23 protein-coding genes are annotated in these 24,583 nt (G+C 47.7%); 8 read left to right on the forward strand and 15 right to left on the reverse strand.

What is annotated here, in order from left to right; genetic code table 11:
- Nucleotides 1-360 precede the first annotated feature (360 nt).
- On the reverse strand, nucleotides 361-2,052 hold the full coding sequence (locus tag BLW49_RS16175; RefSeq protein ID WP_090725572.1) for an ATP-binding protein: 1,692 nt from the start codon (nucleotides 2,050-2,052) through the stop codon (nucleotides 361-363).
- Between the two features lie 243 nt (nucleotides 2,053-2,295).
- Between BLW49_RS16175 and BLW49_RS16180 the strand changes: the two genes are divergently transcribed.
- Nucleotides 2,296-3,558, forward strand: coding sequence for a BaiN/RdsA family NAD(P)/FAD-dependent oxidoreductase (locus tag BLW49_RS16180; RefSeq protein WP_090725574.1), 1,263 nt, complete (start codon nucleotides 2,296-2,298; stop codon nucleotides 3,556-3,558).
- Between the two features lie 161 nt (nucleotides 3,559-3,719).
- On the opposite strand, the gene BLW49_RS16185 is transcribed toward BLW49_RS16180, so the two are convergent.
- The 6 genes from BLW49_RS16185 to BLW49_RS16210 form a co-directional block, all read right to left on the reverse strand.
- Complete coding sequence (locus BLW49_RS16185) at nucleotides 3,720-4,187, reverse strand: hypothetical protein (protein ID WP_076314661.1); 468 nt, start codon at nucleotides 4,185-4,187, stop codon at nucleotides 3,720-3,722.
- A gap of 231 nt (nucleotides 4,188-4,418) precedes the next feature.
- The gene (locus tag BLW49_RS16190; RefSeq protein WP_256209787.1) at nucleotides 4,419-5,957 is read right to left on the reverse strand and encodes an MDR family MFS transporter; all 1,539 of its coding nucleotides are present in this window, start codon (nucleotides 5,955-5,957) and stop codon (nucleotides 4,419-4,421) included.
- Between the two features lie 105 nt (nucleotides 5,958-6,062).
- Nucleotides 6,063-7,556 (reverse strand): ABC transporter ATP-binding protein, encoded by a 1,494-nt coding sequence (locus tag BLW49_RS16195; protein ID WP_090725576.1) that lies wholly within the window; start codon nucleotides 7,554-7,556, stop codon nucleotides 6,063-6,065.
- A gap of 13 nt (nucleotides 7,557-7,569) precedes the next feature.
- Nucleotides 7,570-8,109, reverse strand: coding sequence for an ECF transporter S component (locus tag BLW49_RS16200; RefSeq protein ID WP_090725892.1), 540 nt, complete (start codon nucleotides 8,107-8,109; stop codon nucleotides 7,570-7,572).
- 268 nt (nucleotides 8,110-8,377) lie between these two features.
- On the reverse strand, nucleotides 8,378-9,133 hold the full coding sequence (locus BLW49_RS16205; RefSeq protein ID WP_090725577.1) for an energy-coupling factor transporter transmembrane component T family protein: 756 nt from the start codon (nucleotides 9,131-9,133) through the stop codon (nucleotides 8,378-8,380).
- A 32-nt stretch (nucleotides 9,134-9,165) separates the two neighbouring features.
- Nucleotides 9,166-9,729: a GNAT family N-acetyltransferase gene (locus BLW49_RS16210; protein ID WP_090725579.1), complete on the reverse strand. Its 564-nt coding sequence runs from the start codon at nucleotides 9,727-9,729 to the stop codon at nucleotides 9,166-9,168.
- A 180-nt stretch (nucleotides 9,730-9,909) separates the two neighbouring features.
- On the opposite strand from BLW49_RS16210, the gene BLW49_RS16215 reads away from it, so the two are divergent.
- Nucleotides 9,910-10,902 carry an alpha/beta hydrolase gene (locus BLW49_RS16215; RefSeq protein ID WP_090725580.1) on the forward strand — a complete coding sequence of 331 codons (993 nt, stop codon included), beginning with the start codon at nucleotides 9,910-9,912 and terminating at the stop codon, nucleotides 10,900-10,902.
- Nucleotides 10,903-11,048: 146 nt separating this feature from the next.
- Here BLW49_RS16215 and BLW49_RS16220 read toward each other — a convergent pair whose 3' ends face one another.
- Nucleotides 11,049-11,333 carry a hypothetical protein gene (locus tag BLW49_RS16220; protein WP_090725582.1) on the reverse strand — a complete coding sequence of 95 codons (285 nt, stop codon included), beginning with the start codon at nucleotides 11,331-11,333 and terminating at the stop codon, nucleotides 11,049-11,051.
- A 194-nt stretch (nucleotides 11,334-11,527) separates the two neighbouring features.
- On the opposite strand from BLW49_RS16220, the gene BLW49_RS16225 reads away from it, so the two are divergent.
- The gene (locus tag BLW49_RS16225) at nucleotides 11,528-12,007 is read left to right on the forward strand and encodes a GAF domain-containing protein (protein WP_090725583.1); all 480 of its coding nucleotides are present in this window, start codon (nucleotides 11,528-11,530) and stop codon (nucleotides 12,005-12,007) included.
- A gap of 77 nt (nucleotides 12,008-12,084) precedes the next feature.
- Here the strand turns inward: BLW49_RS16225 and BLW49_RS16230 are convergent, their stop codons facing one another.
- The gene (locus BLW49_RS16230; protein ID WP_090725585.1) at nucleotides 12,085-13,515 is read right to left on the reverse strand and encodes an aldehyde dehydrogenase family protein; all 1,431 of its coding nucleotides are present in this window, start codon (nucleotides 13,513-13,515) and stop codon (nucleotides 12,085-12,087) included.
- 176 nt (nucleotides 13,516-13,691) lie between these two features.
- On the opposite strand from BLW49_RS16230, the gene BLW49_RS16235 reads away from it, so the two are divergent.
- Nucleotides 13,692-14,000, forward strand: coding sequence for a hypothetical protein (locus BLW49_RS16235; RefSeq protein ID WP_076314669.1), 309 nt, complete (start codon nucleotides 13,692-13,694; stop codon nucleotides 13,998-14,000).
- A gap of 125 nt (nucleotides 14,001-14,125) precedes the next feature.
- On the opposite strand, the gene BLW49_RS16240 is transcribed toward BLW49_RS16235, so the two are convergent.
- A complete protein-coding gene (locus tag BLW49_RS16240; protein WP_090725586.1) occupies nucleotides 14,126-16,339 on the reverse strand; it encodes a heavy metal translocating P-type ATPase in 2,214 nt (737 codons plus the stop codon).
- Nucleotides 16,340-16,516: 177 nt separating this feature from the next.
- Between BLW49_RS16240 and BLW49_RS16245 the strand changes: the two genes are divergently transcribed.
- Entirely contained in the window at nucleotides 16,517-16,894 is a 378-nt protein-coding gene (locus BLW49_RS16245; protein WP_090725587.1) for an ArsR/SmtB family transcription factor, read from the forward strand.
- A gap of 181 nt (nucleotides 16,895-17,075) precedes the next feature.
- Here the strand turns inward: BLW49_RS16245 and BLW49_RS16250 are convergent, their stop codons facing one another.
- The gene (locus BLW49_RS16250; protein WP_076314672.1) at nucleotides 17,076-18,236 is read right to left on the reverse strand and encodes an AI-2E family transporter; all 1,161 of its coding nucleotides are present in this window, start codon (nucleotides 18,234-18,236) and stop codon (nucleotides 17,076-17,078) included.
- A 434-nt stretch (nucleotides 18,237-18,670) separates the two neighbouring features.
- On the opposite strand from BLW49_RS16250, the gene BLW49_RS29245 reads away from it, so the two are divergent.
- From BLW49_RS29245 to BLW49_RS16260, 3 genes are all read left to right on the forward strand, one after another.
- The gene (locus BLW49_RS29245; protein ID WP_256209788.1) at nucleotides 18,671-18,793 is read left to right on the forward strand and encodes a hypothetical protein; all 123 of its coding nucleotides are present in this window, start codon (nucleotides 18,671-18,673) and stop codon (nucleotides 18,791-18,793) included.
- A 156-nt stretch (nucleotides 18,794-18,949) separates the two neighbouring features.
- Nucleotides 18,950-20,230 carry an ammonium transporter gene (locus BLW49_RS16255; RefSeq protein WP_081872379.1) on the forward strand — a complete coding sequence of 427 codons (1,281 nt, stop codon included), beginning with the start codon at nucleotides 18,950-18,952 and terminating at the stop codon, nucleotides 20,228-20,230.
- Between the two features lie 312 nt (nucleotides 20,231-20,542).
- Nucleotides 20,543-21,028 (forward strand): CarD family transcriptional regulator, encoded by a 486-nt coding sequence (locus tag BLW49_RS16260; protein ID WP_076314673.1) that lies wholly within the window; start codon nucleotides 20,543-20,545, stop codon nucleotides 21,026-21,028.
- 73 nt (nucleotides 21,029-21,101) lie between these two features.
- Here the strand turns inward: BLW49_RS16260 and BLW49_RS16265 are convergent, their stop codons facing one another.
- From BLW49_RS16265 to BLW49_RS16280, 4 genes are all read right to left on the reverse strand, one after another.
- Nucleotides 21,102-22,085 (reverse strand): Gfo/Idh/MocA family protein, encoded by a 984-nt coding sequence (locus BLW49_RS16265; protein WP_076314674.1) that lies wholly within the window; start codon nucleotides 22,083-22,085, stop codon nucleotides 21,102-21,104.
- Between the two features lie 141 nt (nucleotides 22,086-22,226).
- Nucleotides 22,227-22,538, reverse strand: a complete 312-nt coding sequence (locus tag BLW49_RS16270) for an ArsR/SmtB family transcription factor (protein WP_076314675.1) — start codon at nucleotides 22,536-22,538, stop codon at nucleotides 22,227-22,229.
- A 144-nt stretch (nucleotides 22,539-22,682) separates the two neighbouring features.
- Nucleotides 22,683-23,762: a copper resistance D family protein gene (locus tag BLW49_RS16275; protein WP_090725589.1), complete on the reverse strand. Its 1,080-nt coding sequence runs from the start codon at nucleotides 23,760-23,762 to the stop codon at nucleotides 22,683-22,685.
- A gap of 2 nt (nucleotides 23,763-23,764) precedes the next feature.
- Nucleotides 23,765-24,379, reverse strand: a complete 615-nt coding sequence (locus BLW49_RS16280) for a copper resistance CopC family protein (protein ID WP_090725590.1) — start codon at nucleotides 24,377-24,379, stop codon at nucleotides 23,765-23,767.
- Between the last annotated feature and the right edge of the window lie 204 nt (nucleotides 24,380-24,583).

A 24,583-nucleotide genomic window follows, 5' to 3' on the forward strand; every position in this document is an offset into this window, starting at 1 on the left:
ATTATACATTCCTAAGTTGTGAACGCAAGAGATGGACATGTCAAACCAGCTGGTGTAACTTACGACACCTCAGATCTTGATGACCAAGATGGGCCTGTAATCTCATGGAGTAACAAACCTACGTTGCCGGGAAATTGTCCCCTTCGAGCTTCTTGTCAACGATTTGACCTTGTCCTCTCTGGTTCTTCTTGTTGGACTGCTTCTGGATTTCCTGTTGTTTGGAATCATTTTTTGCCATGGGAAACTCTCCTTTTTCACTTCAAGATTAGGATTCTCACCCGTTAACTAACAGATGGCCATGTTATTATGACTCCAGACGATCGTTTCTATCCTTCAAGCAGCGTATGCATAGATGCCTCTTTACAGCTTAAAAACAACCGTGAACATCGTGCCTCGTCCATCACCAGATTCCACCTGAATGACGGCATTATGCCGCTCAGCAATACCCCGGCATAACGCAAGTCCGAGACCGGTGCCCTTCGATTTGGTCGTATAGAAAGGCTCGAACAGCTTCTCTTGAACTGCCGGTGGAATACCCGGACCTTCGTCTATCACCTTAAGCAGAATTCGATTCTGCTCACACGATGTCTCGATATAGAGTGTTCCCTTGCTGTCCATGGCCTCCATACCGTTTCGTGCCAAATTCAAGATCAGCTGCTTCATTTCCTTTGAGTTCAGATGATATCTAGGTATCCTATCGCTCAAGTTAAGCTTGACCGTCTGCCCCCTCATGTTCGCATCCGCCTTTAGCAGCGGAAGCATATCATGGATAATGTCATGCAGATGAACCTCTTCCTTCTCGACGATCCGATTCTGAGCAAGGGACAAAAAATCTGTGATAATTCCGTTGGCCCGGTCTAATTCCTCCATAACAATCCGATAATAGTGATCAAGTGACCGTGGACTTCTCTCATGCATCAATTGCAGGAACCCTCTTACGACGGCCATTGGATTCCTCACCTCATGCGTGATGCTTGCAGCCATTTGTCCAACCAGGCTGAGCCTTTCTACATGGGCAAGCTCACTGCGGAGTTTTTCTAGCTCCGTGATATCCTGAAGCACAAGCGAGCTTCCAATCAAGGATCCTTCATAAGGGTCTCTGACTGGCGAGATTAACGTATGGAAGATATAAGGTCCCACATTTAAATACTCTGATGAGATCTCTCCACTCTTCGATGCAACTCGAATTCTCTCTGTTACTCGCGACCCATGCTCTTGTCCAACGATCGATTCAATACGCTTGCCGATCATGTCAGACTCATGATCCATGCCCGGATTTCTTCTCCGCAGCTCATCAAGCATTCGTTCATTCATGTTCACAATTCGACCATCAACATCAAAAGCGACAACCGAGACAGGGATCGTGTTCAGCAGCTGCTTGTTTAAATTAGAATGATGTATGAACTGCCTGCGTTTGGCTTCGATCTCCGAGGCAAGCGCCTGCTGAACGAACTGAAGCTCTATGAATTGAATAATGGCTAGTCCCGTCACTACAGACAAGACCGAGTAAACAAGAGAGTATAGGATAAAATCAATGTGAACCGAGTCTGCCTTGGCGAAATATGAGGCATACGCAGCAGCCATGCTGATCATTGCGAAGAGTGCAAATGGGACGAGGAACAGCTTTCTTTTACCTTGTATTCTGTCTTGCTTGAAGCGCTTTGCCAGCAGCAGCATAATAGGATACAGCAAAATGCCGGATTGAAGAAAGATCAGAGGATCATTCCATAAATCCGTCGTAGTTACAAACAGTAACGTGCTAAAAATCGACACAAATAGACCCGCCGAAGTGCTTCCATACAGAATTGCCACCGTAACAGCGAGCGTATCTAAATTCAAATACAGGGAATCAAATAAAGTCGTAGAGAAAATAACACATAACACCATGGATATTATGCATGCCAGCAATAAATGTCTCTCTGCAGTCTTTGACCTATGAGACGAATTCAAGTCATGAAAATGACTACGCATGCGCCCAATAAATAACGAAAAGAGAAGTGGGGTAATTCCTGCCAGCAGAATCTGCAGCAGAATATTCTTGACAGCAAACACAGGCGTTTATCTCTCCTCTCATTTCGTTCACTATCAATCGACCTTATGTAACCTTATGTAACCTGATTAAAACATAGGCGACACTATATTACAATATTTTCTATGTGTAGTTATGCAAATGCACCATTTTATCTCGGAATAAAACGATGAACTTGTTGATAATAAACAAAACATAAACAAAAAACGACAAGAATCTGGTACGATGTTTGAAGGAATTTGTATTGAAGAGGAGATTTTTAAAATATGAAAAAAGTAATTGTCATCGGTGGAGGACCTTCCGGCCTTATGGCTTCCGTTGCCGCTGCTGAGCATGGTGCATCGGTTGTTCTCGTTGACAAAGGCAATAAACTCGGGCGTAAGCTCGGCATATCCGGCGGAGGACGCTGCAATGTGACCAATGCCAAAGATCAGGATGAGCTAATCAAGCATATCCCCGGGAACGGAAAGTTCCTGTACAGTGCATTTCAGCATATGGATAATCAGGGGATTATGCGCTTTTTTGAAGATCTCGGTATTGCCTTGAAGGAAGAAGATAACGGAAGAATGTTTCCCGTGTCTGACAAAGCCAAGACGGTCGTCGATGCATTGATCGGCAAAGCAAGCTCGCTTGGTGTGAAGATGCTGACAGACTCTCCCGTAGCTGAGGTTCTCTACGAGGAATCCAAGGTTGCTGGTGTGAAACTAGCTTCGGGGAGAGTTCTTGCAGCTGATGCAGTCATTGTAGCTACAGGAGGCAAATCTGTGCCGCAAACCGGGTCAACCGGCGATGGCTATCCATGGGCAGAGGCCGCTGGCCATACCATAACAGAGCTGTATCCAACAGAGGTGCCCATTACCTCTAATGAAGCCTTCATCACCTCTCGGGAGCTGCAGGGTCTGAGCTTAAGCGATGTCGCTCTATCTGTTCACGATGCGAAGGACAAGACGGTCATTCGGCACGAGGGAGATATGATCTTCACCCATTTTGGACTGTCCGGCCCCATTGCGCTGAGATGCAGCCAGTTCATTCGCAAGGTGCAGAAGAAGACGGGGACGAAGAACGTTATTATGAAGCTGGATTTGTATCCGGCATGCTCCTTATCCAAGATGGAGCAGGACCTGAAGCACAAACTTGAATCGGAGCCTAAGAAAGCCATCAAGAACGCGCTGAAGGGCATTGTCCAGGAGCGGCTGATTCCTATCGTATTGACAAAAGCAGAGCTGGACGGTGAGACAACCTATCATCATCTTCCAAAAGGCTCTATTGAAACGCTGGCTGCTGTCATTAAGGGCATGCCGATTCAAGTGAATGGCACACGTTCGCTTGCCGAAGCATTCGTTACCGGGGGCGGGGTGCATTTGAAGGAGATTTACCCCAAGACCATGGAATCTAAACTCATGCCCGGTCTCTTTTTCTGCGGTGAAATCCTGGACGTTCACGGCTATACCGGGGGTTATAATATTACATCCGCCTTCTCCACAGGCTATACGGCTGGCAAGCACGCTGCTATGGAGGACACTTACTAAGGGTCATAAATAAACAATTTAAGATAAGTACACACCAAAAAAAAGCGATCCCTTCTTCATCCATATTGTCGATACGGTGAAGGAGGATCGTTTTTTTGGTGTACAAGCTATTTGAAGTAAAGTTTGCTTGTTATTCAATCACTGTTACGAGACCCGGAGTATTACGCCTTTACGCTTCCAGAGAATCCGCCAAATGAGCCTCCGAATTCGGTATCCTCGGTTCGGTTATGCTCTTCGGCGAACTCTGTGTCATCATCCTCTGATGCTAAATCGTAGCCTGATGACTCCATTCCATAGGGTGAATCGGAGTAACCTGCCATATAGGATTCATCCAAATCCTCATTTACGGTATGTGCAGGAATCGGCATATAGGCAAACTCCGTATCACTTATTTGATTCATCTCTGGAGTCAAAGCCTCATGCACCTGCTCATTGCTGTCATCCTGAACCTCTCCGCCATAGGCTTCAATAATTTCGAGCGCTGAGGTTACATCCTGCCGCTCAATGTTGACGTCCATCATGCCACCGCCAATCATATTGGGCTTGTATCCCAGCTCCACGAGCATATCAAATGCCCCGCGGGCCTTCTGCTCATTCTCAAATTGCACGAGAAATGCTGCATCATTCATTTTACTTCACCCTTTCCTTCTGTCTGTATAAATTAATTACCCTTAACTGTGCCCGTCACGCTAAGGGTAATATTCCACAAGGTGAAGTAAATTATATTAAATCGTTCTTTCGAAACAAAAGAAGCCCGGCTGCTGTTGACACAGTCCGGACTTCCTCTATATAAACACCAATATATAATAACTCTCGTTCATGGATCTCGAAGAAGAATGGCATATTGACTATCACGCTAGCTATTCTTCTCTCTTGCCTGCAATCTGCGCCTGTGCAGCCACTCCTGACTCGACCGGTGACGGCGGCTGCTTGCGCAATCCCGCTGTGACAATAAATCCGCAGATTCCAATGATAAACATGATAAGAAATAAAGAATGCAGGCTTAGTTCCAGTACTTGCTGCAGCAATGCCTGAATTCTCTCGGGCAGCTCAAGCGTTCCGTGCGGCGCCAGAATCGTATTGATATCCTTCTGTGTTACGCCCTGCTCAGCTAAATTCATGGTCTCTGTATGTGCAGAAATCCGTGAGTTCAGCCATGTTCCAAACGCCGCTGCCCCAATCGTTTGTCCTAACGTACGCATAAAGGTGTTGAGCGCAGTCGATGCTCCTCTCTGCCGATAGCCGACAGAGGATTGGGCAATAATCGTAAATACAGTGAAGGAGAAGCCGAAGCCCAGCCCATATACGAACATATAGAAGAGCAGCAGCCAGCTTGGTGAACTCGCGCTAAGGAAGATCAGTCCGGCTGAGCCGGCGACAATCCCGGTCAAACCGATCAGGGAGGTATAACGAGACCCCAGCCTCATCAGCAGCCTTCCTGCAAATATACCGCCAATCAGCCACCCGATGGACATCGGCGCAAGCGCAAGTCCTGATGTCGTAGCGTTCCCGCCCTGCACGCCTTGTATCCATAAGGGAAGGTAACTCGTCAGACCAATCATCAGCGCGCTGGTCAGCAGGCCCGCAATGTTGGCCAATGTAATATCCCGTATCTTAAACAGTCCGAGCGGTACAATTGGCTCCTTCGCTTTGGTCTCCACAAATAGAAAAGCCGCAATAAACACGACGGCAGCTAGTAATAGACCCATGATGAAGGGAGAGCCCCACGAGTAAGCGTGCCCGCCAAGGGATAAAGCAATGAGGAGGGAAGTAATGCCGACGGTAAATGTAATCGCTCCCAGATAGTCAATTTGCACTTTTTGCTTCACAACATCTTCTTTCAAATACCTGCCCACATACCACATGGCCAGCAGACCAAATGGAATATTGAAACCAAATATCCACGGCCAGCCCAGGTAATCTACAAAATATCCACCAATCAGCGGTCCCAGTAACGAAGAAATACCCCATACAGAGCTGATCATGCCCTGAACCTTACCGCGTTCCTCAATGCTGTAGATATCCCCGATAATCGTAAAAGTCACCGGCACCACAGCACCAGCGCCAATCCCTTGTATCGCCCTAAACAGAATCAAGCTCTGCATATTCTCAGCAAAACAGCATAGCAGGCTTCCGATCAGAAATAGCCCGACACCGATCAAAAAGACGGGCTTACGCCCGAACAGGTCACTGATCTTCCCAAAAATCGGCGTACTGACCGCCATCGTCAGCAGATACGAGGTGAAGATCCAGCTGAGCAGCGATACATCACCCAGTTCACTCACGATGGTCGGACCTGCCGGACCGATCACCGTTCCTTCAATTGCGGACAAGAACGTGGCAAGCAGTACACCCGTCAGAATAAAGCCCCGTTTTGGAATGTTAGCCTGTGTATTCAAGATTTATGTACCTTCTCTCTATAATTTACATCACTTCAACCATCATAACATGAGCTTACTTGCCATGGAATAATGAAGTAAAGTTTCGAGAAGGGATGTGGCTTCTTACTTCTGCACATCCAAACGCCCATCTGCAAGATGCCATATTTGATCGGCATGCGCAGCCAAGAGCTCTGTATCATGCGTAATCATCAGGATGGCGGCTCCCTCATTCAGCTTCTGTCTGCACAAATGTATAAGGACCTCAATCAAGGCGTAATCAAGCCCGGCTGTCGGCTCGTCCAAGATGTAGAGCTGCTTCGGGACGACCAGCTGGGCGATAATACTAAGCAGCTTCTTCTCACCGCCGCTGAGCAGATAGGGCGAAGCATTCTTTTTGCCGATTAATCCGGTTACCCTAAGCAGATCCATTGCTGCTTCAGCATGAGCTTCCGGAATAACATCTTCAGGCTTCAGCGACAGTGCTCCCCGAATCCCGTAAATGCATTCCTCCCACACCGTACTCGCCACGAATTGATGCTCCGGCTGCTGAAAGACGTATCCCATCTCTCTGGACAGCTGATGTACTTTGAGCTCAGCGATATCCCTGCCTTGAAAATACAGGCTGCGCTTCGGCACCGGCAGCAAGCCCATCATAAGCCGGCTCAGGGTCGTCTTGCCTGAGCCGTTCTCGCCGGTCAGCAGGGTCCACTGACCTGCTGACAGCGTACCGTTCACCTCCTGCAGCGCCTTGCGGCCAGCAGGATAGGTGAACGTAAGCCCCCGCGCCGCGAGCAGCGGGGGCTGGCCTTGGGCCCGTGCCTCCCGCCCCGCAGCTTCGCGTGTCGGCGGCGGCAGCAGGCCCAAGGCCGCAAGCTCCGCGGCGTGCTCGCGGAGCAGCTCCTGCGGCGTGCCGGCGAAGCGCACGGCACCGCCATCCAGGACGATCACGCGCGACGCTTGCAGCGCGTGATCGTCAAACCGCCCGGACGCGGTGATCAGCGTCCGGCCCTGCTCGTGCAGCGCGCTGCATAGCTGCACGAGTCTGCGCTGCGCCGGCGGGTCAAGGCTCGCCGCCGCATCGTCGAAGACGAGCACCTCTGGTGCGAGCGACAGAATGCTGCTGATCGCTGTCCGCTGCTTCTGCCCCCCAGACAGTCTGGACACTTCATCGTACCGTTTCTCCACAAGCGACACAGCGCTGAGGGCGTCACTTACCCGCTGTTCCAGCAGCTCAGGGGCAAGGCATAAATTCTCCGGGCCAAAAGCCACCTCGTCCTCAACGATGCCTTGAACAAGCTGTGCATCCGGGTCCTGAAATACCAGTCCGCAGACCGCTGCAATATCGGCAATCGAAGCGACGGCCGGGTCCAGTCCACGAACCCGCAGTTCTCCCGAGCGTTTCCCTCCGCCGGACCGGGGCAAGTAACCGTTAAGCAGCTGACATACCGTAGATTTGCCGCTTCCGCTGCCTCCGATCAGAGCAACCCGCTCTCCTTGGCAAATGGAAAAAGAGAGGCCCTTCAGCACAGGGCTGGCCTCTCCTTCGTATTGATAGCTGACATTTTTGAATTCAACCATGGGTTTATGAATCATAAGATTGTCGTGTGCATCCTCCATATCTCCCGCTCCCTTACACTTCTAACGGCTGCTCGGATGAACGATATCTCTTCAAGAGGCCCGTGCGAATCAATCCATCCCCAAGCACTTTCGTCAGCCATCCGCACAGCACGGCACCACTTATGACACGGGTAACAAAAGCACTAATAAGAACAGGCCAGCCCCACGCCGTGTAGCCGAACATTTGCGCTGCGAAGACAAACCATAACGGCACAAGAGCCGCACCTGCGATGAGCATAAAAGTTAGATTCCATTTGTTATATCTTGTGATCCAGCATAGTCCTTCCAGAACGACCATATAGCATAGTGCCGCAACAATGATGGATGCCAGACCGTAGGCGGAGCCTATAAAGCTCTGCACCAGTGCACCTATACTGTATGTAATGACGGCCGTACCGGGCTTGCGGATAATGTAATAGGCCAGTAATCCATAGATCATATATAATCCCACAATTGTCGAAGTGGCAATAGGGCCTCCGAAATTGTTCAGCATTTTGTTCACGACCGACAAGTAAAAGGTCATGGCTCCGTTCGCTGTCGCCAGCATAGCCATCAGAACAATGTCCAGGGTAGTAAACGCTGCAAAATGACGTTTAAGCCGAGATTCTTTTTTTGACACGATCCTCTCTCCATTCTGTTCAGATGTGATATAGCGATATACTCATTCAGATCAGCACGCTCAGTTCAGTCGAGATGTAGGTGCCTTGAGAATGCTTTACTGTACTTAATTTATAGACATGCAGTTCAATTGTCAACATAAAAATGATCGTTATAGGTTAACAATAAGTCCAGAACGAGACGCTATGATGAATGAACCCCGATCACCACAGCGTTCCGATCAAGACCATCAGAACGCTCCCCCCTGCATACCACGCACTATAACGCGAGAACCTGCGAACTCTTAGATAAGTACGCTCCGGATAGGCCCCGAACCCTTTTGCCTCCATTGCTCCAGCCGTTTGCTGCACTCTTCGGACACAGTTGACCAGAATTGAAACACCATAATTTCGATAATAACGAAGCTTATTGCGGATTCCTGTCTTCGGTTCACTTCCTCTCACCTTATGCGCCTGAGCAATCACTCTCCCCTCCTCCTCGAGTAAAGGCAGAAACGTGAGGGCAATCGAGACGCCAAACGCAAACCGGTACGGCACCTTCAAACGAAGTGTCAGTGAATGAACAAAATCCCGTGGATCCGTTGTTGTAATAAACAACAGAGATGAAACAAACAGATTAAACATACGCACGGTTAGCGCGCCGGCCAGCATCATACTGTCCTCTGCGATATGAATCGGGCCCAGCTCCCATAACAGTTCCTTCCCAGGCACTGCGAGTGTAGTTAAGACAAAATACGGAAGACCAAAGCTAAGCACGAAGAAGACCGCTTTTCTCAGCTGTGAGAAGAGCAGTCCTGCACCTAATTTTCCAATTACCAGCAGAACGAGAAACATCAGTCCCTGTACCAGCAAATGCTCCGAATTCAGAACTGCTGCGGTCCACGCCGCAAGCATCACCAATTTGCTTAATGGACTGATCCGGTGCAGTAGAGAGGCTCCCCTCCGATATTGAAGCAGCATTACTCCATATTCCTCCTTTATTCTTCACATTTCTATTTATATTTCCATTCCTCAAACAAAATGGAGTGCATTTGCATATCCTTATATCCAGTCGATGTATAGTGCAGCTGCCTAAGCAGGCCCTCACACTGGAATGACAACGCATGAAGCAGCTGCTGTGAGGCTGTATTTCTAGGATCCACCAGCGCTTCAATTCGATTCAGTCCCATCGTTTCAAATCCGTATTGCAGCAGGGCTCGAAGCGCTTCTGTCATGTATCCCTTGCGCCAATGAATGGAAGCAAGCTCATAGCCAATCTCTCCACGGAATGCACCTTGAAGCTGCCAATAATTAAATCCGCAGCTGCCGATAACAGCGCCGCTCTCTTGGAGAATGATCGCATAGCGGAAGCCGTCTTCTGTCCGTGAGGCCTGATCCAGCAGATCAATCATATCCTCTGCCTCCTGTACGCTGTGCATCGCTGAGATGTTCATATAGGCAGTAACCTTTGGATCGGACCAAATGGTGTAGATCTCTTTGCTATCTTTTCTCATAAGCTTGCGAAGCAGCAACCGCTCCGTCTTCAGCTCAGGAATGTAACCGCCGCATACATACATTACTTCATACTCCTTTTTGCTCATGTACTGAAATGAATAATTCCAATTGTAGTTTATCTAATCACAGGATTGAAATGGTGACAAGCGTTTAATAATAGGTAAATGTGCCAAGTGGACATGAATGGCCGCCGTCATTCTAACAAATACTATTACCGATGTTGAAAGGAGGGTTTTCCATATATGTATCAAATCGCTTTTCTGCTTCTCTCGGTCTATTTCCTGATTGAAGGCATCGTTTCGTTTGGATTTAGGCAAATGATACGGATGAAAGTACGCAGTGAAGACTACCTGTTCTCACTCCTGGAGAAAGCCGGTGTGTATCATCGTTCTGATTTTAAGAAGCTTCAGAAAGAGGATGTCTGGATCCGAAGCCGTGATGGACTTAAGCTGCATGCTGTGATGATTGAAGCGAATCCTTCCTCCAAGCGCTGGATGATTATCGTTCACGGCTATACCGCCTCACACTTTATTTCCACACAATACATTCAAATGTTTCAGGAGTCGGGCTTTAATCTCCTGCTTGTAGATCAGCGCAGACATGGCAAGAGCGAAGGAGTCTACACCACGTTCGGCTATAAGGAAAAGTACGATATTGAAGCCTGGGTGGAATACGTGAATCAGCGGGCTGGCGAGAATTGTATTATAGGTCTGCATGGTCAATCCTTTGGCGGAGGCACCGTACTGGAATATAGCGCAATGGCTGCTTCGAATATCCGGTTCATTATTGCGGACTGCCCCTACTCCGATCTGACCGAGCTGATGAAGTATCAGCTGCGAAGGGTTCGTCTATATCCTGTATCCTGCTTCTACTATCTGGTAAGCCGGCGTGTGATGAAAAAAGCAGGCTTCCGTTTCGAGCAGGTATCCCCGACAAAGGCTGTCCAAATCAGCGATATTCCCACCCTGTTTATTCACGGAACTGAGGATCGCTTCGTACCTACGAAGATGAGCGAGGATTTATATAGGGTCAAAAAAGGGGTCAAGCGGCTGCTCCTGATCGAAGGGGCTGTTCATGCCAACGCTTATATGGTCAATCCGCAATTATATCGTACACAGGTTCTTGAATTTATTGACGAAGTGCTTGAGCATGAGCATATTCAGCTATATCCTGCATCCTCTATTCCTGCTTCCTCTGCTTCGGTAGAACAGCAGCTACGGACCCAATGGGGCTAGAGAAGATGATGATGTTCATAAAAAAAAGTCCGGTACCCCTGAATCGAGCTTCCTGTGACTGTCAGTAATGACAGTAAGGAAGCCTCGCCTTAGAGGTGACGGACTTTTTTTGCCGATGACCCAAATGAAGAAGCCACCGTTGCAAACTACACTTTATTCTTTTCTCCCACTTCAGAGCACACCGTATTCAGAACCGTCTGAATTTCCTTGAATTCATTAATTCCTGCACCGGTAATGCTGAATTGATCATTATGGGAAGTCAGAAAGTTCTCCTGCGTCAGTCTCTCCAGCTCCTGTTTCACTTCCCGTTCACCGACTCGGTAATCTAACGCCTCCAGTCGTGTCAGGACGTCTGTAACCGTCAGATCCTCCGTTTGAGCGAGATGAAGCATATGAATACGAATGAATAAGTTTTGCACATCTGCGAGCATAATCATATCCCCTTTCCGACTTCAATTACAGTATTTACTTCACCAATCCTCTTGCTTAAGAAACGCCAATCCCTTACAATGACAAGGATATTCATTCAAAATTATAGCTGGTGAGTCAATTTCATAACTTTGCACAAAACGTGAAAAGATTTATGGAATGGGCATACCCTATTCATACCGGAAGGTGATAAGAAATGTTCCATGCGATGACTTATGAGGGTACTAGAAGCGAGCAGTACCAAGCTGTTATTGATCAATTGAAGGGCTTAATTTACGAAGAACCCGATGCTGTAGCGAATATGGCCAATGCCTCCGCTCTGCTGAATGTATTCCTTAAGGATATTAACTGGGTCGGATTCTATGTATACGACGGCACAGAGCTTGTGCTGGGTCCCTTCCAAGGGCTGCCTGCCTGCATTCGCATTGCGCTTGGACGCGGCGTGTGTGGAACTGCGGCAGCGGAGCGCAAGACTCAGCTCGTTCGCAATGTTCATGACTTCCCTGGACATATTGCTTGTGATGCTGCGACGAACAGTGAGATTGTCGTGCCGATCGTGAAGAATGGCGAGCTGTTCGGTGTGCTTGATATCGATAGTCCACTGCTTAACCGTTTCGACGAAGAAGATCAGGCGTTCTTGGAGAGATTCGTGAGCATTCTGGCAGAGCAGCTGTAGCTTGCGATATATAAAATCTATCAACACAAATAGCAGGGCGTGGATGGACCACCCCCTGCTATTTGTGTTACGAGCTTCTACATACCGCGGTTCATGACAACCAGTTTCAGCTCTGTCATTGCTTCTATCGCATATTTAATTCCTTCCCGTCCATACCCGCTTTGCTTAACTCCGCCGTATGGCATATGATCCAATCGAAAAGTAGGAATATCATTGATGATGACGCCTCCGACCTCCAATAAATCAGCGGCCATCAGCGCGTGCTGAATATGATTCGTATAGATCCCCGCTTGAAGGCCGTATACCGAATCGTTCACCTTCTCAATTGCCTCTTCAATCGAGCTGACTTCATGAATGACCACCACCGGACCAAACACTTCCTGGCTGGACAGCTTCGCCGAATGCGGCACATGGGTCATGATCGTTGGCGCAAGTACTCGTTGTGAGACCTCACCACCGGTAATGAGCTCAGCACCTTCATGAACGGCTTCCTCGATCCACTCCAGCACCCTGCTCGTATCCTCCTCCGAGATCAAGGCGGATACATCCGTAGCTGAGTCCAGTGGATCGCCAATTACCAGTGCCTCTGTCTTCTCTCTGAGCAGCTCAATAAATGAAGAAGCTGCCGACTCATGGACATAAATCCGCTGGACCGAAATACAGACTTGTCCCTGATAAGAGAATGAACCCTGTGCAATTCGCTCTGCAACAGCATCCAGATTGTCGATATCTTTATCAACAATGACGGCTGAATTCGAACCGAGCTCCAGCGTAACCCCTTTGAGACCTGCCCTCTCCCGAATCCCCTTGCCCACGCCTGGACTGCCTGTAAAAGTAATATGCTTGACCCGTTCATCAGACACCAGCAAATCTCCGATCGTTTTGCCGCTGCCGCTCACTACATTCAGAGCCCCCTTGGGCAGTCCCGCCTCCTCAAACAGCTCGGCTATGAAATAAGCAGATAGCGGGGTCTGACCTGCAGGCTTCAGTACCACTGTATTTCCCGCCGCCACAGCCGGACCCAGCTTGTGTGCGACCAGATTCATGGGGAAATTAAACGGAGTGATGGCCCCAACTACACCGATCGGCTCTCTCACGGTGTAAGCGACTCTTCCCTCTCCTCCAGGCGCAGCATCCATCGGCAGCGATTCCCCCTGGATCCGGCGAGCTTCCTCTGCTGCAAAACGATAGGTCTCAATTGTTCGCTTAACCTCGGCTCTTGCCGCCTTTATTGGCTTGGCTGCCTCCCTTGCTATAAGAGCAGCCGCTTCCTCCTGCCGATGGTGGAGCAGATCCACCACCTTGTTCAATATAGCTGAACGCTCATGCGCCGGCATACGCCGGGTCACTGCATAGGCTTTTTCGGCACTGGCGATCGCTGCTTCGACATGCTGCTCCCCAGCCACTGCAATCTCTGCAAGAGCTTCCCCGGAATAAGGGGAATACAGCGTCTTCCACGAGGTCCCTTCTATCCATTCTCCTCCGATGTATAACTGTTGTTTGCGCATGCTGCTTCCTCCTCATTGTCAATCATTTATCGATATTCTTGTACTTCTCCACAGTCTCTATTACCCAGCGGGCTAACCTAAGTTCAGGACAGCATACATAGGGCCAAGCCAAAGGGACATACAATAAACAAACTAAAGTGCGGACGGTTCGTCCTAAGTACGAAAGGAGCAGCACCATGAAATACCGTATTATTGGTGTATATGGATCAGGTACGATAACCCATACTTCCCGGCAAAAGTATACTGTCATTATCGTGAGCAGCTCAGATATTGCTTATTTTGTATTTACGGATATACTGCTCAATTCATGCTTGTATGCAGCACTCCGTTATATTCATGCCCCATCCCCGATGCTGACTAGCATAGCCGGTACGGAGGCCTTCAAACGCTGGATTATGCGCTCTCCGAAGCACCGCCAGTTGACGATCAGCAGCAGCCGGAGAAAAGCAAACAAGCTGAAATCCTTGCGAAATGCAGGAGCATAGAGCATTAAATCTTATTCCTTGACGGGCTGCATAAACTGCCATCGGAAGCTAGCCGGCTGAACCAAAAAAAAGCTTATTCTCTCCCAGTGAAGAGAATAAGCTTTTTGCGGCCTGCTTGCAAAGGGTCAGCCTTTATATTTCAAGATCCGCATGGAATTGAGTACAGCAAGCACTGTTACACCTACGTCCGAGAATACAGCCTCCCACATCTCTGCCATTCCAAAGGCCCCGAGGATGAGAAACAATCCCTTCACCACAAGAGCAAAGATGATGTTCTGCCAGATGATCACTCTCGTCCGTTTCGCTATACGAATGGCCGTGGCGATCTTCGACGGTTCATCTGTCATAATGACGATATCAGCGGCCTCAATCGCAGCATCCGAGCCCAGACCTCCCATGGCTGCGCCAACATCCGCGCGTGCAAGCACAGGTGTATCATTAATGCCGTCTCCGACAAACATGACCTTCTCCTTGGCCGGCTTGTTCTCCACCAGCCGCTCCAATTGCTCCACCTTGCCGGCAGGCAGCAGCTCTGCATGAATCTCATCGATTCCGAGCTCCTCTCCCACCGACCGCGCAACGGAACGCGCATCCCCGGTCAGCATGACCGTCTTCGTTATATTGAGTGCCTTCAATTCCTTGATAGCTCTTGCCGCATCCTGCTTCACCTTATCCGAGATAACAATGTGTCCTGCATAGCTTCCGCCTATTGCGATATGAACCACGGTACCGTGCTGCACAGGCTCAGCGTAAGAAATTCCGTGCTGCTCCATAAGCTTCTTATTTCCCGCAAGCACCTCTGTACCGTCAAGCAGAGCCCTGATCCCATAACCGCTTAATTCTTCATAGCTTCCGACCCGATCCTGATTCAGCTCCTGACCATATGCGCTTCGGATCGACTCAGCAATCGGATGATTGGAATGATACTCTGCATAGGCTGCATACTTGAGCAGCTCTTCTGGATTCTGCTGCGCGTTATCTGCAGGATATAGGCCAGTAACCTGAAATACGCCTTCTGTCAGCGTACCCGTTTTATCAAAAACGATCGTTGTTACATCACCCAGCGCCTCCAGGTAATTGCCGCCTTTCACTAGCACGCCTGCCCTTGAGGCTGACCCGATCCCTCCGAAGAAGCCCAGCGGAATGGAGACCACGAGCGCACATGGACATGAGATAACCAGAAAGACCAGTGCACGATAGAGCCAATCGGCAAATTCCGCCCCGCTGATGACGAATGGCGGCACTACAGCCAGCAATGCGGCAACAATGACCACAATTGGCGTGTAGACACGCGCAAATTTATTAATGAACGTCTCTGTCGGTGCTTTTTTGCTCGTTGCATTTTGAACAAGCTCCAAAATTTTAGACACCGTTGATTCACTATAATCCTTGGATACTTCCATGGTAAGCACACCATTCAGATTCACGAAGCCGCTAAGCACTTCACTGTCTGGCTGAGCTTCTCTGGGAACAGATTCTCCTGTAAGAGCGGAAGTATCCATCATGGAGGTTCCGCTGATGACTTTCCCGTCGAGCGGTACACGCTCGCCTGGCTTTACAACGATGCGGTCGCCAATGCTCACCTGCTCTGGTGACACTCTGACCACACCCTCCGCTGTTTCGAGATTAGCGTAGTCAGGACGTATATCCATTAGTGATTGAATCGACTTTCGAGAACGGTTTACCGCAAGGCTTTGGAACATTTCACCGACCTGGTAGAACAGCATGACAGCGACGGCTTCAGGATATTCCTGAATGGCAAAGGCGCCAATCGTTGCAATGGTCATCAGGAAATATTCATCAAACACCTGTCCCCTTGAAATATTGCGAACCGCCTGCCATACCACATCACCGCCGACCAAGAGATACGCAAGGATGAATAAACCAATCTCAGCATAGCCTGACATCGGTACGAGCGCAGCTAACGCTGCAAGCGCTGTGCCGACGGCAAGGCGTGCGCCGCGTTTCCACAGCTGAGCCGCTCCTGCGTCATGCTGATGTCCTGCATGTGAGTGTCCGTCCGCATGCTCTTCAGCGTGTGAAGCTGCGTGGTCATGATGATCTTTATGACGATGAGCTGCTGCACTTGCCGGCTCGATTACGGAAACACGAATATGCGGCTCAATGCTTCTCACTTTCTTGGCAGCTTCAGTGAGCACTTCCGCTGATCTGTCAGCATCGGCGGTGATACTCATTCTCGTCGTTGCAAAATTGACAGCAACGGAGGAGACTCCACCGATCTTACCTACACCTTCTTCAATCTTACGGGCACAATTGGCACAATGCAGCCCTTCCAGAAGCAGTTCTTTTTTTATTTGACTTGTATTTGTACTCACCATGTGTCATCTCCTCTTCCCACCGAACAACATCAATATATGAGCAATCATTCATATGTTATGAATCCATTATATGCACCGGGTCAAAAAGAAGTCAATCTTTTGTGTTCTTCAAATTTATCTTTATGCAGACCGCCTGATTTTGGCTATAATAGAGCTATTAAAGAGGCGGTGATATACATGAAAGAACAAAAGGCAACCCCTGTCGTCGAGGAATGCGAGCCTACCTGCTTCGGAACCGAGGCCCAGCTTGACCAGACGAAGATGTCCCTAATGGATAAACCAACTTCGGTGCAAATGGCGGATTGGTTCAAGGCATTCAGCGACCCTACACGTCTCCGGATTATAGATGCGCTTCTGCAGCGCGAATTATGCGTTCACGACCTGACTGTACTGCTTGAAATGGGCCAGTCTGCTATCTCTCATCAGCTGCGCTCCCTGCGTAACATGCGTATCGTCAAGCGTCGCAAAGAAGGTAAGACCGTCTATTATTCCCTTGATGACGGACATATTGAGCAAATTTTTATCCAGACGCTTCAGCATATTAAGCATGAATAGGATTAATTTCATCATATCTTTAACTGCTTAAATCAAGGGTATATAGAGTTTCTAATTCACCTTTTTGATGAAATGGATTCAATAGAGCAAAAAAAGCGCTCAGTGGAATCAGGCTGTACAGCCCTGATACCCTGAGCGCTTTATTTTTATAAAAAAAGAGAAAATCTGCTGCTTAATACACTTAACGTTTGTAGCTGTCTTCCCTGCTCTCCGGACCGTACAGTCCCGATTGGTTCTTAAACCAATTAAAGAGGTGGGTGAATACCACCTTCAGTACAGCATAGCCTGGTACAGCAAGCAGAATTCCGACGACTCCAAACAGATTGCCCGCTGTCAGAATAACAAAGATAATCGTAATCGGATGCACCTTGAGCGATTTGCCCATAATCTGAGGTGAAATAAACTTACCTTCAACGAGCTGTACAATCGTCCATACTGCAATCATCTTGAGCAGCATGATCGGCGAAGTCACCGCTGCGACGATGAGCGCAGGCGTGATGGCAATAGCCGGACCAAGATAAGGTACAATCGCGGTACAAGCTGCGATGACCGCAAGGATCAATGCATAATCAAGTCCGATGATAATGTAGCCGATGTATAGCAGAACACCGATACAGAAGCTGACGATAATCTGACCACGAATATACGAGCTGATCTGATGATTGGACTCCGAAAGTACTCTGGAAGTGCCGCCACGGATATTGGTAGGCAAGAAAGACAGCAAATAGCCAGGAAGCTTCTTCCCGTCCTTCAGCAGGTAGAACAGAATAAAAGGCACCGTAATGATAGCCAGAATAGTTTCGGTCAGTACACCCAGGAAGCCGCCGATTCCCGTAACGGTCGAATCCACAATAGTACTCACCCGCTCAGACAGACTTCCCACAATATCGTTAAAATTAATGCGGAGCGTGTTCTCGATCTGCGTTAAGTAGCCTGTGCCAATGAATTGTTCAAATTGTTGAACAACATTCTCGTAATAGACAGGGAAGTTTTTAACCAGATCCGTAATTTGCTGACGAACAACCGGTATAACCGCGAGTACAACAATAGTAATAATTGCTGCGATCAGCAGATATAAAATAAGTATGGAGTATACACGCTTCACTCTTCGTCTCTCGAGCATATCCACGATCGGATTAAGCAGATAATATACAACACCCGTCAATATGATGGGCAGTATAATCGTCTTGAGCAATACTTCAATCGGGAGAAAAATAAAAGATATTTTGCTGAACACCATTACATTCAGCCCAACTAATAAAACGACCAGCAGGAACAACACAAATTTATTGTTAAGAAAAAATCTCTTGAACCTGTCTGGCCACACCTTCTCTTGTTCCATGCAGCCGCATCCCTCTCTAACTGAATAAAAGCTCTAACTACTTACATACATTCTACTGAAAATAACGTAACAATAATACGTTCATCTCTTATTTTCGTTTCAACAATTGTATAAATGATGCTTCATGTTAACTATTCTATCAATTGAACCGGCTATTTGCCATTATATAAACTCAAATATAGGGCTAATTGCCATTCTATAAATTCAAACAAAAGTCGGAGTTACAAGGTCAATTCGTATGTCGTCTTCACAATATAGGTGATAAAGTGCAAATAATTATGCAAATTTTATGAAAAAACAAGAAAATATAAAAGTTCTTATGTTAGATATATTGACAACAAGTGCTTTTGCACCTAAAATACGGTCAGAGCCTTTAAATAAGGAACCTTAAATCTTCTGAGATTCACTGGTGACTAACCGACTGGAGACGAATCATGATACATACACTGCTTCAGCTTCTTGCAGAATACATGAACGTTCAGATCCTGGCGAGGAAGGTTGTCTATGATTCAACGGCCAAGTCATTACCTTTGCAGCTGAATAGACTGATTTCATGAAACAAGGGGAGTTCGACACTCGCTTGTGCCATAACCATTCTATTTTGAAGCGACTCGGCTATCTTGAAGGTTGTGATTTACAGATTAAGGTTGAAGTAACGGATGTTAAGAAGTCAGAAGGGGCGCATCACACATCATACACAAGGAGTGGATCAGATGGAAATCGGAATCAACAGCGTATGGGTAATGCTCGGAGCTATTCTTGTACTGTTCATGCAAGCCGGATTTATCCTGCTCGAAGCAGGGTCGACTCGGATGAAGAATGCCGGGCACGTCGCAGGTAAAACGATCTTTACAGTTGGTATTGTGTCTGTAGTATTCTGGGCAGTCGGATATGCACTTATTTTTGGTGGTCAAGGTAATTCAATCATCGGATGGGGAGATTACTTCTTCTTTAACGAACCGGAGGTTCCGGCTGACAGCACAGTAGCACCTACCGTTATGTTCATCTTCCAGCTGGCTTTTGCAGCAGTCTCAATGTCCATTGCATGGGGCGGCTTCGCAGAGAGAGCTAAGCTGTCCGCTTACTTAATCTTCGCAGCACTGTTCTCTATCCTTGTATATCCGGTTATCGCACACTGGATCTGGGGCGGTGGCTGGCTGGCAGACCACGGAGATCAAGACTTCGCCGGATCTACCGTTGTCCATCTGACAGGTGCTTGTGCGGCGCTTGCAGCAACACTCCTGCTCAAACCACGTATCGGTAAATATAATAAAGACCGCAAACCTCTTAATATGCCTGGTCATAACCAAGTTTTCACTACACTCGGTGTCATGATCCTCTGGGTAGGCTGGTTTGGATTCAATGCCGGCAGTACGATTACGGTTGAAGATGGTAACTTCTTCGGATATGTCGCTATCAATACGCAGCTCGGTGCAGCAGCCGGTGCCGTAGCCGCCCTTCTGATCGCTTGGGCTGTTATGGGTAAAGCAGATGTATCCATGATGCTTAACGGTGCTCTTGCAGGTCTCGTTGCGATTACTGCATCTTGTGCTTATGTAGATTCCTGGGCAGCCATTGTGATCGGTCTTATCGCTGGTATTCTCGTATTCTTCAGTATCCGTATGTTTGAAAACCTGGGTATCGACGATCCTATCGCAGCACTTTCCGCTCACGGTACAGCAGGGATCTGGGGAACACTCTCCACTGGTTTCTTCGCAACTCCAGAGCTCGTTGAGAAACTGGGTGTTGGTAATGCGGGTCTCTTCTACGGCGGCGGCTTCGGTCAGTTAGGTGTTCAGGCTATGGGTGTTATCGCTTGTGGACTATACGCTTTCATCGTATCCTATGCAATTTTGTGGGTAATGAAGAAGACGATCGGAATTCGTGTATCAGAAGAGGAAGAATTGATCGGTCTGGATATGAGTGAGCACGGAACTTACGGTTATCCAGAGCAATTGTCCGTAGAGAATAACAAAACAAACGCGACGCTTTAAATGTTATAAAATTATGGTCAGTACCCAAACCAAGCCCAGGTCAAATTTGATCTGGGCTTGGTTTTTTTGCGTTGACTATTCCTCTCCTTCAGCTTCCGATATTTACCTGATCCATCACTAAAACAAGGGTATGATATAATAGAAGGAGATGCCTCGGTCATCTTGTATATTAAGCTCCAAGTCTCAAGCAAAGTTGTTGGAGGATAAGATCGTCATCTGGCTTAATCGATGTCGTTATGATTGCGATTATTGATGCTTTCACTCCATTAAAAGTTCACATCTTTAGATCTTAGAGAAAAGGAGTCTTTATTCATGTATCAAGTAGGAGATTGTGTTTTTTATCCAATGTACGGCGCAGGCTTTATTCATTCTTTAGAAGAAAAAGAAATTCTTGGGGAGAAGCAATGGTACTTTGAGGTCCGCATTGACCATCCTCTTATGAATGTATCTATCCCTGTAGCGAAAGTAGATTCTCTAGGAATTCGCTGCATCAGTGATGAAGCAACATTGATGCTGGCCAAAGCCATTTTTCAAGAAGAATGCGGGGATATCCCTTCAAATCCGAACACAAGACAACAACTGATGCTCGGCAAGCTGAAAACCGGAGACATCTGTATGGAGATTCAAGTTATCCGCGACCTAAGTAATTTGATGACTCGCAAAACGTTAGGATGGTCAGACAAGAACATGCTGAACAATGCGCGAAAGCTCGTGATCAGCGAGCTTATTTATGCTCGGAATGTATCACCAGAGCAAGCAACGGAGTTACTTAACGATTCTCTAGTTGCTCTTAATTAAGAATAACCCGGTAGCGCTGACCTTCTCGCGTTCCGGGTTATTTTGTGTTTAATCTCTGCTTAATCTCCCAGCATCAGCGATCAGCAGGATATACGAGTCCGATCTGCTTGCGAACGGTATCCATAATTTCCATCGTTATGCTGGAATGCTGGTGTGAATTGTTAACCGATTGAAGCTCACCGCTCTGAACGAGCCTGATAAACTCTTCCGCTTCATACTTCATGGCTGGTGCTTCGTCCAGTTCAGATATTTGCAGGGAATCGCCGTTTCGATATCGTAAGGTGACCGCTCCGGGTACGTTAATATGATCAATGATCATACTGCCCTCTTCACCTTGGATCTCCGAAGGCAAATAGGAATTGGTGATCTTGGAATAGCTGATCACACCCTCCATATCTTTATATTGAAGCACGATGCTGCCTTCACCATCTACTCCCGAATCCAGCATGACACTTGTCGCTTTGACATTCTCCGGCTGGCCGAACAATACCACCATCGGGTAGATGCAGTAGATCCCAATATCCATGAGTGAGCCATTGGAGAACTCAGGCTTGAATGCATTCTGAATGTCCCCTTGCTTGTAAGCATCATAGCGAGATGAATACTGGCAGTAGTTCACCATATATTTACGCACTTGTCCAAGCTTAAGGATATGCTCCTGCATCGCCTTAAACCCCGGCATAAGCGTTGACTTCATCGCTTCCATGAGCACAACCTTATTGGCTTCTGCCGCAGCAACCATATCTGCTAACTCTTTGCTGTTGGATGCCATTGGCTTCTCACAGAGAATATGCTTGCCGTGCTGCATCAAGAGAACAGCCTGCTTACTGTGATACGAGTTCGGACTCGCTATGTATACCGCATCCAGCACATCGCTTTGGGCCATTTCCTCAAGATCAGTAAATACGTGCTCCGCACCATGCTGTTCCGCAAATTCTCGTCCTCTCTCCTCTGTACGAGAATAGACAGCTGTCAGCTTAAAATCAGGAAGAGTCGATGCCGCTTCAATAAATTGAACCGTAATCTTATTCGTTCCGATAATTCCAAAACGTACCATGTTACCTCACATCCTCTCTATATCCGGCCCATTATAACATATTTTCGTGCAAGGTCAGAATTCAACACTTGGCACTTCCAACTGCCAGCTAAAATCCACATATCCGAAAAAATAGATGATAAAAACAACGGACTCCTTTCTTTATAAGTTGTTTGTCAGCTCTTCACAAAACTGCTTAATGACGTCTTCATTGCGTCTGTAATACGTCCACTGTCCCACTCGTTCCGATATGAGCAGCCCGGCCTTCTGCATCGCAAGGAGATAGCTTGAGATCACCGATTGGGCAAGTCCAGCCTTGACCTGAATATCTCCGACACATACACCCTTTGATACATCACCACCCGGCGGACGATGATACTTCTCGCCGAAATGCTCTTCCGGATTCTTGAGCCATTCAAGAATATCCCGACGCGTCTCATTCGATAACACTTTATGAATCATTATAGGTTCCATGAATATAATTATATCTGCCCTCCTTCATTTGTAAACAAAAGGACCCGTTGTCTAGGTAAAGCCCCTTTCGTTCAAAAGGACGGATTCATCTCATGGATGTACACCTGCTCCTGACGTAAGGGGCTTCGAATTATGCCTTCTTTTTTATTGTACACAGAGCATCACTGCTGCGTAGGCACTCATGACAAACACAAGTCCTGCTATCAGGGAGCTGCCAGGTCTTGATTGATTCCGTCGGAACGAATACACGATGGTTCCAAGGCTGAGCAGCGCAATGATCCCGGGGATCAAGGCCCAGGCAGTTAGGCTGATGGATAGCGGAAGACTCGCTTCCGGATGCAGCATTGTAAACATAGCGGACGGTTCGCTGTATTTAAGCGTCTCCGCCACTTCATGCGGAGGTGTCTGCAGCTTCATAAATGCCGTGAAGCCGAAGACGAGAATCACGATAATAGCTTCTGCTCGAAGCCAAGGAATCGGATTAAAGCTAGGATTGGACTTTAATTTGTGCTTATAAATAAAACCGTTGCCAAAACCAAACACGATCAGCGGAATGAACAGCAGATGTTTCATTAGCAGTGCTTGGCCATAGGATAGTATCCAGGAATTCACATACTCCGGTGTCGTGTAAGACATGGTCATGAGACCGGAGACCAGAATCATGAGCACACCGGCAATCGCCACAGGTGTGTACCATTTTAGAAATGCAGGCCAGTTCCTCGCCTCTTGTGTAAACCAGGCAATCACAAGCAGAATGCCAATCCATACCGCTACACCGAGCATATGCAGAAACTGTATGGCCGCTCCTTTAAGCCCGGCGATCGCCCCCAGATGGCTGGACCATCCGAAGATCGCAATGATACAAACAGTAATCAATACCGATGGATACAGTACTTTCTTCTCCTGCAGTGAATTCTTGAATAGCAGGAATTGGAGCAGGAGCAGGATACATAATCCAACGACAATTAAATACGCTCTGCCTTCTTTGAAAGTAAATAATACACTCGAAATCGCTTGACCATAACCGATGCTCGGCCCAAATCTTATGATGATCTGCAGGAGAGGAGCAGACGCAAGCAGAATAATGCCGACGATGCTCAAATTAACGGTCCAGCGCGGAATCTCTACCAGCGGTTTAGAGCCTGCCGGTGCAAGCTGCACCAGCAGGCTCCCCATTAGAAATGCATAGCAGATATATAATAGTCCATCGCTTAGGAAAGACATGTTTATTTTTTACCTCTCTTACGCATCGCTACATAAACACCCGCAATTACAATGGCAGCCACAATACCAATCCAGAGAGCTGTATTGTTAAAGCCGGATGCTGTCTCAGGCTGTGCAGTCTCTGCCGTATTCTCAGCTGCTTCTCCTGCCGGAGCTTCTGTACTTGTATCCGCAGCAGGCTCCTCTGTTCCCTGATCCTCATTAGATACGGGAGTATCTCCGTTATTCTCCTCTGTAGGCGGTGCATCTGCTTCCGGCGCTGTCTCAGGTGCATTTACGGTAAACGCAACACTGCCTGTGACTTCATGGCCATCTTCCCCGATAATCTTCCAGTTCGCTGTATACTTGCCATTCGCAAACGGAGCAGCTGCGGTTCCCGTAAGCACATTTCCTTCAACTTCCGTTGAAGCCAGCTCTACCTTATCGCCATTTTCACCTACGACTTCTACCGTGCTCAGCTGCTCAATCGGTCCTTCAAAGGTCAGCTGAACCTCTGTCAGCTCTGCGGTGATCTCTTCCCCATCGGCAGGCAATGAGCTCTCGAGATGCGTATGCGCAAACGCTGCTCCCGGCATCAGTAATAGAAATAGGACTAACATTAATACGACTTTTTTCATTATTTTCGTTCCTTTCTGTGCTCAATATTAAATTGATTAAACTCTATGTACATCAGCATAACTTAAATGACTTGCAATGTTGAATAGCCCACTCGGGCCATTCTAGACAACAATGCGGAAGTAATTATCTCAAAAATTGAACAAAAAGCAACAGATTCCCCCCACTGCTATATATATTAGACAAGTTTATCCCACTTCCATCCT

Source organism: Paenibacillus sp. PDC88 (genome assembly GCF_900106725.1).
Lineage (GTDB): Bacteria > Bacillota > Bacilli > Paenibacillales > Paenibacillaceae > Paenibacillus > Paenibacillus shunpengii.

What these genes read in the sequence shown, in the direction of transcription:
- BLW49_RS16255 (WP_081872379.1), top strand. Translation starts at nt 18,950, where the DNA reads ATGGAAATCGGAATCAACAGCGTATGGGTAATGCTCGGAGCTATTCTT.
- BLW49_RS16210 (WP_090725579.1), bottom strand. Translation starts at nt 9,729, where the DNA reads ATGTATGTATGCGGCGGTTACATTCCTGAGCTGAAGACGGAGCGGTTG.
- BLW49_RS16275 (WP_090725589.1), bottom strand. Translation starts at nt 23,762, where the DNA reads ATGTCTTTCCTAAGCGATGGACTATTATATATCTGCTATGCATTTCTA.
- BLW49_RS16180 (WP_090725574.1), top strand. Translation starts at nt 2,296, where the DNA reads ATGAAAAAAGTAATTGTCATCGGTGGAGGACCTTCCGGCCTTATGGCT.
- BLW49_RS16195 (WP_090725576.1), bottom strand. Translation starts at nt 7,556, where the DNA reads ATGGAGGATGCACACGACAATCTTATGATTCATAAACCCATGGTTGAA.
- BLW49_RS16185 (WP_076314661.1), bottom strand. Translation starts at nt 4,187, where the DNA reads ATGAATGATGCAGCATTTCTCGTGCAATTTGAGAATGAGCAGAAGGCC.
- BLW49_RS16265 (WP_076314674.1), bottom strand. Translation starts at nt 22,085, where the DNA reads ATGGTACGTTTTGGAATTATCGGAACGAATAAGATTACGGTTCAATTT.
- BLW49_RS16205 (WP_090725577.1), bottom strand. Translation starts at nt 9,133, where the DNA reads ATGCTGCTTCAATATCGGAGGGGAGCCTCTCTACTGCACCGGATCAGT.
- BLW49_RS16280 (WP_090725590.1), bottom strand. Translation starts at nt 24,379, where the DNA reads ATGAAAAAAGTCGTATTAATGTTAGTCCTATTTCTATTACTGATGCCG.
- BLW49_RS29245 (WP_256209788.1), top strand. Translation starts at nt 18,671, where the DNA reads ATGATACATACACTGCTTCAGCTTCTTGCAGAATACATGAACGTTCAG.
- BLW49_RS16240 (WP_090725586.1), bottom strand. Translation starts at nt 16,339, where the DNA reads ATGGTGAGTACAAATACAAGTCAAATAAAAAAAGAACTGCTTCTGGAA.
- BLW49_RS16200 (WP_090725892.1), bottom strand. Translation starts at nt 8,109, where the DNA reads ATGGCTATGCTGGCGACAGCGAACGGAGCCATGACCTTTTACTTGTCG.
- BLW49_RS16215 (WP_090725580.1), top strand. Translation starts at nt 9,910, where the DNA reads ATGTATCAAATCGCTTTTCTGCTTCTCTCGGTCTATTTCCTGATTGAA.
- BLW49_RS16235 (WP_076314669.1), top strand. Translation starts at nt 13,692, where the DNA reads ATGAAATACCGTATTATTGGTGTATATGGATCAGGTACGATAACCCAT.
- BLW49_RS16260 (WP_076314673.1), top strand. Translation starts at nt 20,543, where the DNA reads ATGTATCAAGTAGGAGATTGTGTTTTTTATCCAATGTACGGCGCAGGC.
- BLW49_RS16250 (WP_076314672.1), bottom strand. Translation starts at nt 18,236, where the DNA reads ATGGAACAAGAGAAGGTGTGGCCAGACAGGTTCAAGAGATTTTTTCTT.
- BLW49_RS16225 (WP_090725583.1), top strand. Translation starts at nt 11,528, where the DNA reads ATGTTCCATGCGATGACTTATGAGGGTACTAGAAGCGAGCAGTACCAA.
- BLW49_RS16245 (WP_090725587.1), top strand. Translation starts at nt 16,517, where the DNA reads ATGAAAGAACAAAAGGCAACCCCTGTCGTCGAGGAATGCGAGCCTACC.
- BLW49_RS16270 (WP_076314675.1), bottom strand. Translation starts at nt 22,538, where the DNA reads ATGGAACCTATAATGATTCATAAAGTGTTATCGAATGAGACGCGTCGG.
- BLW49_RS16230 (WP_090725585.1), bottom strand. Translation starts at nt 13,515, where the DNA reads ATGCGCAAACAACAGTTATACATCGGAGGAGAATGGATAGAAGGGACC.
- BLW49_RS16220 (WP_090725582.1), bottom strand. Translation starts at nt 11,333, where the DNA reads ATGCTCGCAGATGTGCAAAACTTATTCATTCGTATTCATATGCTTCAT.